The 8993-nt window shown below is 71.9% G+C and carries 6 protein-coding genes and 1 pseudogene; all 7 read left to right on the forward strand.

Going from position 1 to position 8993, the window contains the following annotated elements:
• A pseudogene (araD, locus tag AB0E83_RS34100) lies at window positions 1-104 on the forward strand (L-ribulose-5-phosphate 4-epimerase); the annotation flags it as partial.
• Between the two features lie 163 nt (window positions 105-267).
• Window positions 268-2769 carry an alpha-L-arabinofuranosidase C-terminal domain-containing protein gene (locus AB0E83_RS34105; protein WP_362120499.1) on the forward strand — a complete coding sequence of 834 codons (2502 nt, stop codon included), beginning with the start codon at window positions 268-270 and terminating at the stop codon, window positions 2767-2769.
• A gap of 255 nt (window positions 2770-3024) precedes the next feature.
• Window positions 3025-4023 carry an arabinan endo-1,5-alpha-L-arabinosidase gene (locus tag AB0E83_RS34110; protein WP_362120489.1) on the forward strand — a complete coding sequence of 333 codons (999 nt, stop codon included), beginning with the start codon at window positions 3025-3027 and terminating at the stop codon, window positions 4021-4023.
• Between the two features lie 45 nt (window positions 4024-4068).
• Window positions 4069-5598, forward strand: coding sequence for an alpha-N-arabinofuranosidase (locus AB0E83_RS34115; RefSeq protein WP_362120491.1), 1530 nt, complete (start codon window positions 4069-4071; stop codon window positions 5596-5598).
• Window positions 5599-5692: 94 nt separating this feature from the next.
• Complete coding sequence (locus AB0E83_RS34120) at window positions 5693-7030, forward strand: extracellular solute-binding protein (protein ID WP_362120493.1); 1338 nt, start codon at window positions 5693-5695, stop codon at window positions 7028-7030.
• A complete protein-coding gene (locus tag AB0E83_RS34125) occupies window positions 7027-7989 on the forward strand; it encodes a sugar ABC transporter permease (protein WP_362120495.1) in 963 nt (320 codons plus the stop codon). The genes AB0E83_RS34120 and AB0E83_RS34125 overlap by 4 nt, the downstream gene beginning before the upstream one ends.
• On the forward strand, window positions 7986-8870 hold the full coding sequence (locus AB0E83_RS34130) for a carbohydrate ABC transporter permease (protein WP_362120497.1): 885 nt from the start codon (window positions 7986-7988) through the stop codon (window positions 8868-8870). Before AB0E83_RS34125 ends, AB0E83_RS34130 begins: the two co-directional genes overlap by 4 nt.
• The last annotated feature ends 123 nt before the right edge of the window (window positions 8871-8993 follow it).

Here is an 8993-nt window from a genome sequence, read left to right on the forward strand (position 1 = left end):
CCCTCGCCCTGGGCGAGGTGGAGCCCCCGCGGCACCTCCTGGACCGCCACTTCACCCGCAAACACGGCCCGGATGCGTACTACGGCAACCCGGCTTCCGGCTGACAGCGACGGTGCGGCCGCGGGAGCCCGAGCGCCGACGACCGCCAGGCCCCGCCCCGTACCGCGTACCGAGAGCACGACGACCCCAGCACCGTTCACCTCAAGGAGAGCCGCCTTGCGCCCACGCAACCGCATCACCAGAAGGACCGGTGTCGTCACCGGCGGTCTGCTCGCCACCTCACTGGCGGCCGGCCTCCTCGCCCAGACCCCGGCGGCGGCGGACCCCGCCGTCACCGACTACACCCTCTCCGTCGACGCCGCCGGCACGGGACCGGCGATCGACCCCACCCTGTACGGCGTCTTCTTCGAGGACATCAACAACGCGGCCGACGGCGGTCTCTACGCCGAGCTCGTCCAGAACCGCTCCTTCGAGTTCGGCCCGGTCGACAACCGCTCCTACACCCCGCTGACCGCCTGGCAGCAGACCGCGTCCGGCGGCGCCACCGGCTCCCTCGCCGTCGTCGACGACGCCGAGCGGCTGAACGAGCGCAACCGCAACCACCTGCGGGTCGACCTCACCGGCACGGGCGGTACCACCGGCCGCTTCGGCATCGTCAACAGCGGCTACGGCGCGGGCATGGCCCTCAAGGAGGGCAGAAGGTACGACTTCTCTGTCTGGGCGCGCACGGACGACGCGGCCGGCACCCGCCTCACGGCCGAACTGCGCACCGCCGACGGCACCGTCCTGACCGCGCCGCTCGGCATCACCGTGCGCGGCGACCGGTGGACCAAGTACACCGGCACGCTCGTCCCCAGGGTGACCACCACCGCCGGACGGCTCGCGGTGACGGCCGCCGGCTCCGGGACCCTCCGCCTCGACATGGTCTCGCTCTTCCCCCGCGACACCTACAAGGGCCGCGTGAACGGGCTGCGCAAGGACCTCGCCGAGAAGATCGCCGCGTTGAACCCCGGCTTCCTCCGCTTCCCCGGCGGATGCCTGGTCAACACCGGCAGCCACCACGCCTACGAGGCCCCGAACTGGGAACGCCGCCGCTCCTACCAGTGGAAGGACACCGTCGGCCCGGTCGAGCAACGGGCCGTCAACGCCAACTTCTGGGGATACCACCAGAGTTACGGCCTCGGCTACTACGAGTACTTCCAGTTCGCCGAGGACATCGGGGCGATGCCGCTGCCCGTCGTGCCCGCCCTCGTCACCGGCTGCGGGGAGAACCAGGCCACCGACGACCCGGCCCTCCTCAAGCGGCACATCCAGGACACCCTGGACCTCATCGAGTTCGCCAACGGCCCCGTCACCTCCACCTGGGGCCGCAAGCGCGCCGAGATGGGCCACCCCAAGCCCTTCGGCCTGACCCACCTCGGCGTCGGCAACGAGGAGAACCTGCCCGACGCCTTCTTCGCCCGCTTCACCGAGTTCCGCAAGGCCATCGAGGCCGAGCACCCCGAGATCACGCTCGTCTCCAACTCCGGCCCCGCCTCCTCCGGCGCCACCTTCGACCGCCTGTGGGAGCTCAACCGCCAGGCCGGCGTCGCCATGGTCGACGAGCACTACTACAACTCCCCGCAGTGGTTCCTGGAGAACAACGACCGCTACGACTCCTACGACCGCAGCGGCCCCAAGGTCTTCCTCGGCGAGTACGCCTCCCGCGACAACCGCTTCGCCAACGCCCTGTCCGAGGCGGCGTTCATGACCGGCCTGGAGCGCAACGCCGACGTCGTCAAGCTCGCCTCCTACGCTCCGCTGCTGGCCGACGTGGACAAGAACCAGTGGCGGCCCGACATGATCTGGTTCGACAACAACCGCTCCTGGGGCTCCACCAGTTACGAGGTCCAGAAGCTGTTCATGAACAACACCGGCGACCGGGTCGTGCCGAGCCGCGCCTCCGCCACCCCCTCCGTCTCCGGCCCGATCACCGGCGCGGTCGGCCTGTCGACCTGGGCCACCAGCGCCGCCTACGACGACGTCGAGGTCACCGCGGCGAACGGGACCACCCTGATGAAGGACGACTTCTCCGCCGGTGCCTCCCGGTGGACGCCGGCGGCCGGCCGCGGCACCTGGGCCGTCCAGGACGGGGCGTACGTCCAGACCGACGAAGCCGCCGAGGACACCCTGGTCACCGCGGGCGACCCGGGCTGGCAGGACTACGACCTGAAGGTCAGGGCCACGAAGAAGTCCGGCAAGGAAGGGTTCCTGATCGCCTTCGGCGTACGCGGCACCGGAAACCACTACTGGTGGAACCTCGGCGGCTGGGGCAACACCCGGTCCGCCGTCGAGAAGGCCGTCGACGGGGGCAAGCAGACGCTGCTGGAGAACCCCACCACCATCGAGACGGGCCGCACCTACGACATCCGCGTCCAGGTGCGGGGCCGGCAGGTCACCCTCTACCTCGACGGGCGGAAGTGGGGTTCCTTCACCGACGACAAGGCCGCCGAGCCCTTCCGCCAGGTGGTGACCAGGGACAAGGGCGATCTGATCGTCAAGGTCGTCAACGCCCAGGCGGCCGCGGCCCGTACGACCATCGACCTCGGCACCTCCCGGGTCGCCCCGACGGCCCGGCTGACCACCCTGGAAGGCGCGCCGGACGCGGTGAACGGCGCCGACGCCCAGCCGATCCGGCCGCGCGAGTCGACCCTGGAGGGCATCGGGCGGACCTTCACCCATACCTTCCCCGCCCACTCGGTCACCTTCCTGCGCGTCAGGAGCAGGTAGCAGCAACCGGCGGCGCGGCGCACCGCCGTGCCGACGTCCCCGCCGGAGAGGACGACCGTCCTCTCCGGCCGCCCGCCCACGCGGCCCGCGGCGAGGGGACCGACGCCCCGTTCGAGGGCTTCGGTGCTCTCCGCACGCTCCGCGGGCCCCGTGGACGCCACACCGCGGGCCGCTCACTGTCGCCGTTCGCACGCGCGACAGCCGTCCGCCATGCCGAACCCGCCCTTCCCGTCGCGTTGTCGAAGGAGATCTTCCATGAACGTCGGGCGCACCGTCCGCCACCGGACCGCGGCACTCCTGGCCGCCGGTGCCGCGACCCTCGCCTGCCTGGTCCCCACGGCGTCGGCCGCTCCGGCGGCCGCCTACCCCGATCCGCTGCCCGTCACCGGTGACGTCGTCGTCCACGATCCGGCGGCGATCCGGCTCAAGGACGGAACCTACGTCGTCTACTCCACGCACGGCGGCCTCGAAGCGCGCACCTCGCGGGACGGACGCCACTGGGAGCGGGCGGGGTCCGCCTTCACCACGCTCCCCGCCTGGTGGCGTTCCTACTCCGCGGAGAGCGACCCCTGGGCCCCCGAGATCGTGCACCGCAAGGGCCGCTACTGGCTCTACTACGCGGTCTCCTCCTTCGGCTCGAACCACTCCGCCATCGGGCTCGCCACCTCGCCCAGCGGCCGGCCCGGCACCTGGACCGACCACGGGCAGATCTTCGCGAGCGACACGGCGGACCCCTACAACGCCATCGACCCGGGCATCGTCGAAGGCGGGGGCCGGCTCTGGATGTCCTTCGGCTCCTACTGGACCGGCATCCGCATGGTGGAGCTGGACGACCGCACCGGGCGCCCCCTCCCCGGGGCCCCCGTCCACCACCTGGCCACCCGGCCCGACGCCCCCTACGCCGTCGAGGCGCCGTACGTCGTGCGCCGGGGCGGCCACTACTACCTCTTCGTCTCCTACGACCGCTGCTGCGCGGGCGTCGACTCGACCTACAACATCCGCGTCGGCCGTTCCACCTCGCCGACCGGCCCCTACACCGGACGCGACGGCAGGCCGATGACGCGGGGCGGCGGCGACCTGCTGCTGGCCGCCCACGGCAGGTACCTCGGACCCGGCGGACAGTCGGTGCTCCGCGACCGCGGCCGGGACGTCCTCGTCCACCACTACTACGACGCCGAGGACCAGGGCACTCCCAAGCTCGGCCTCACCCCGCTCTCCTGGAGCGCCGACGGCTGGCCGGTGCTCGCCCGTTGACGGCGACCGCCCGCCTCTCGCGCCCCAGCCCCACGAAAGGAAGCCATGACCTCCGCTCCTGACCACGTCGCCCGGTTCACCCTCGATCCGGCGTTCACCGTCGGCGAGGTGAACCCCCGTCTCTTCGGCTCGTTCGTCGAGCACCTCGGCCGCTGCGTCTACACCGGCGTCTTCGAGCCCGGCCACCCCTCGGCGGACGAGGCGGGCCTGCGCACCGACGTCCTCGACCTCGTCCGCGAGCTCGGCGTCACGGCCATCCGCTACCCGGGAGGCAACTTCGTCTCCGGATACCGGTGGGAGGACTCCGTCGGGCCCGTCGAGGACCGGCCCCGCCGTCTCGACCTCGCCTGGCGCTCCACCGAGACCAACCGCTTCGGGCTCAGCGAGTTCATGGCGTTCCTGAAGAAGGTCGGCCCCGAGGCCGAGCCCATGATGGCCGTGAACCTCGGCACCCGGGGCGTGGCCGAGGCCCTCGAACTGCAGGAGTACGCCAACCACCCCGGCGGGACCGCACTCTCCGACCTGCGGGTCGCCCACGGCGACAAGGAACCGTTCGGCATCCGCCTGTGGTGCCTCGGCAACGAGATGGACGGACCGTGGCAGACCGGCCACAAGACGGCGGAGGAGTACGGCCGGCTGGCGGCCGAGACCGCGCGCGCCATGCGCCAGATGGACCCGGACCTCGAACTCGTCGCCTGCGGCTCGTCGAGCCAGGCCATGCCCACCTTCGCGGCCTGGGAGGCGAAGGTCCTGGAGGAGACCTACGACCTCGTCGACCACATCTCCCTGCACGCCTACTACGAGGAGAAGGACGGCGACCGCGACTCCTTCCTCGCCTCCGCCGTGGACATGGAGTCGTTCATCGAGAACGTGGTCGCCACCTGCGACCACATCGGCGCCCGGCTGAAGTCCAAGAAGAAGATCAACCTCTCCTTCGACGAGTGGAACGTCTGGTACCAGAGCCGCTTCGAGGCGGAGGCCGCCGAGAACCCGCTCGACTGGCCGGAGGCCCCCCGCCTCCTGGAGGACAGCTACTCCGTCACCGACGCCGTCGTCTTCGGCTCGCTGCTCATCGCCCTGCTGCGGCACGCCGACCGGGTCACGGTCGCCTGCCTCGCCCAGCTCGTCAACGTCATCGCCCCGATCATGACCGAGCCCGGCGGCCCGGCCTGGCGGCAGACCACCTTCTACCCCTTCGCCCACGCCGCGCGCCACGGCCGCGGCGAGGTCCTCGACGTGCGCGTCGACTCGCCCACGTACCCCACCGCCGTCCACGGCGACGTGCCGCTGCTCCAGGCCACCGCGGTACGGGACCCGCGGACCGGAGCGGTCACCGTCTTCGCCGTCAACCGCTCGCAGGACCGCCCCCTGCCGCTGCGCGTCGCGCTGGGCGGCATGGAGCTCGGCGAGATCGTCGAGCACACCGTCCTCGCCGACGCGGACCCGGACGCCCGCAACACCCTCGACGAGCCGGACCGCGTCACGCCCCATCCGGGCGAGGGAGCCGTCCTGGCCGGCTCCGCGCTGAGCGTCACGCTCGAACCGCTGTCCTGGACCATGATCCGCCTGGCCTGACGGGCCGCCCCGCAGGAAAGCCGCCTTCGGGCGGTTCCCCACCGGAGGGCGGCCGACAGCCGCCCTCCGCCGCACCCCGGGAAGACGAGCCGCAATGCAATCACCCCATCCCAGCCGGCGCCGTGTCCTCGCCGGCTCCCTGAGCGCCCTCGCCACCGCCGGCGTCCTCGCGTCGACCGCGAGCTGCGCGGCGCCCTCGGCCGCCGCGTCCGGCCGCACGAGGCTCAGGTTCTGGCACCTCTTCGGCGGCGGCGACGGCGTCAACATGCAGACGATGCTGGACGCCTTCCGCGCCGCCCGTCCGGACGTCGAACTGGAGGCCACCACCCTCCAGTGGGGCGCCCCCTACTACACCAAACTCGGCATGGCGGGCGCCGGAGGCCGCGCGCCGGAGGTCGCCGCGCTCCACATGGCACGGCTGGCCGGCTTCGGCCCCGGCCGGCTCGTCGACCCCTTCGACCTCGACCTGCTCGCCGAGGCCGGCGTCCGCCCGGAGGACTTCCCCGAGGACCTGTGGCGGCGCGGACGGATCGACGGCCGCCAGTACGCCGTCCCCCTCGACACCCATCCCCTCGTGCTCTACTACCAGACCGACATCTGCCGGAAGGCCGGCCTGATGGACGGGAAGCGCCTCAAGCCCATCGAAGGGGCCGCGGAGTTCACCGAGGCCCTGCGCGCCGCCAAGAAGGTGACCGGCGCGGCCGCTCTCGTCACCGAGACCCTCGGCCCCGACTGCATCACCCCCTGGCGCCTCTTCTCCACCTTCTACTCCCAGACCGGCGGCACCGTCCTCACCCCCGACGGCAAGGGGCTGGCCCTCGACGACGCCAAGGCCCTGCGGGTGCTCGAGTACATGGCCACCCTCGTGGACGAAGGGCTGTGGACGCGCCGCGCCGACTACGGCGCCTCCGTGGGCATCTTCAACCAGGGGCGGACGGCGTTCCACCTCAACGGCGACTGGGAGGTCACCACCTTCCGCACGGGAGGGATCCCCTTCTCGATGGCGCGGGTCCCCGCGCTGTTCGGACGGGCTACGGCGCAGGCCGACTCGCATGCGTTCGTCCTGCCCCACCAGCGCCGCCGCGACACCGCGACGGACCGGGCCGCCTGCGCCTTCGTCGCCTGGATGCTGAAGAACTCCGTCGAGTGGGCGGCGGGCGGCCACGTACCGGCGTACCGGCCCGTCCTCTCGGATCCCGCCTACCTCGCGCTCGACCCCCAGTCCGCCTACCGCGACGTGATCGACGACGTCGTGCTCGACGAACCGGCCTGGTTCGCCGGCTCCGCCTCCCGGATGTGGATCGAACTCGGCGAGGTGTTCTCGACGCTGCTCACCGGCTCCCGCACCCCCCGCGAGGCGCTCTCCGAGGCGAAGCTCCGGCTCGGACGCCTCCTCGACACCCGCAACCCCCTTCCCGGAGTCGCGTCATGACCACGCTCACCCCCGCCGCCCCGGCCCCCTCGGCCTCCGGAGCGGGCCGCGACGCCGTCACGGCGCGCTCCCGGGCCGTCCGCGGGAAATGGACCGAGCACGGCCTGGTCTTCGTGGCCCCCTTCCTGGTCGTCTACGGCCTCTTCCTCGTCTGGCCGCTCATCAGCGGCCTCGGAATGAGCCTGACCAGCGAGAACATCACCGGCACCGAGGCGGAGTTCATCGGCCTGGACAACTACGCGGAGGCAGTGGCCGACCCGCAGATGTGGTCCTCGCTGTGGAACACCGTCTGGTTCACCGTGCTCTCCACCCTCCCGCTCGTGCTGGTCGGACTCGTGCTCGCCCTGCTCGCCCACCAGCTGCGGGTCGTGCAGTGGCTCTGGCGGATCAGCTGGTTCGCGCCCTTCCTGCTGCCCTCCGGCGTCGTCTGCATGCTGTTCGCGCAGATGATCTTCCCGCCGGGGTTCGGGCTCGCCGACCAGCTCCTCGCCTCCGCCGGGCTCGAACCCGGCATCGGCTGGCTGAGCGACGAACGCTACGCGATGCTCTCCATCGTCCTGACCACGGTGTGGTGGACGGTCGGGTTCAACTTCCTGCTCTACCTCGCGGCGCTCCAGGCCGTGCCGCAGCACCTGTACGAGGCGGCCGAGCTCGACGGCGCCGGCCCGTGGCGACAGCTCCTCCACATCACCCTGCCGCTCCTGCGGCGCACCACCGGACTCGTGCTCGTCCTCCAGGTGCTCGCCTCGCTCAAGATCTTCGACCAGGTCTACCTCATGACCGGCGGAGGGCCCGACGACTCCACCCGGCCGATCCTCCAGTACGTCTACCAGCAGGGCTTCACCGGCTACCGGATCGGCTACGCGTCCGCCGTCTCCTACATCTTCTTCGCCCTCATCCTGATCGTCTCCCTGGTCCAGCCCGTGCTGGCCCGGCGTAAAGAGGAGGCCGGCACGTGAGCCTCGCCGCCGTCCGTGACCACACCGCCCGATCGACCCGCGCCGGCAGCCGCCGGCCCCGCTGGACCGCGGGCAGGCTCTCGCTGCTCGCCGCGGCGCTCGTCCTGGCCGCCGCCTGGCTGCTGCCCCTGCTCTGGGCCGTCGCCACCTCGCTCAAACCGGAGGGGGAGACGACCAGGACACCGCTGGAGTGGATCGGCTCGCGGATCACCTTCGAGGCGTACGCCAAGGTGTGGGAGTCGGGCAACCTGCTGCGGTGGACGGTCAACTCCCTCGTCGTCTCCGGCCTCACCACCCTGCTCACCGTCGTCCTGTGCGCCATGGCCGCCTACGGCTTCACCCGGACCGCGTTCCGGGGACGCAGGCTCCTGTACGGCCTCGTCCTCGCCGGGATCATGGTGCCGCCCCAGGTCCTCATCGCACCGCTGTTCACCCAGATGGTCCGCATGGGGCTCGTGGACACCTACTGGGGAGTGATCCTGCCCCAGGTCGCCGTCCCCGCCATGGTGTTCATCCTGGTGAAGTTCTTCGAAGGGGTGCCCAGAGAACTGGAAGAGGCCGCCTTCGTCGACGGCGCCGGACGCTGGCGGGTCTTCTGGACGATCGTCATGCCGCTGTCCCGGCCGGTCCTCGCGGCGGTCGCGATCTTCACCTTCATCTCCACGTGGAACAACTTCCTGTGGCCGTTCCTCGTGACCACGGACCCCCAGGCCATGACGCTCCCGGTGGGGCTGGTCAACGTCCAGTCCGGCTTCGGCGTCCGGTACGCCCAGATCATGGCCTCCCTGGTGATCGCGGGCCTTCCCCTGCTGCTCGTCTTCGCCCTGTTCCAGCGGCAGATCGTCCGGGGCATCGCGCACACGGGTCTGGCCGGCCAGTGAACCCGCCGTGGTGGGGGGGGGCCGGGCCCGCCCGCGGGCCCCCGGCCCCCCCCCCCGCCCCCCCCCCCCCCCCCCCCGCGGCCCGGGGGGGCCCCGGGCGCGGGGGGGGGGGCGCGGGCGGCC

The sequence above is a fragment of the Streptomyces sp. NPDC035033 genome, from assembly GCF_040636735.1.
GTDB lineage: Bacteria > Actinomycetota > Actinomycetes > Streptomycetales > Streptomycetaceae > Streptomyces.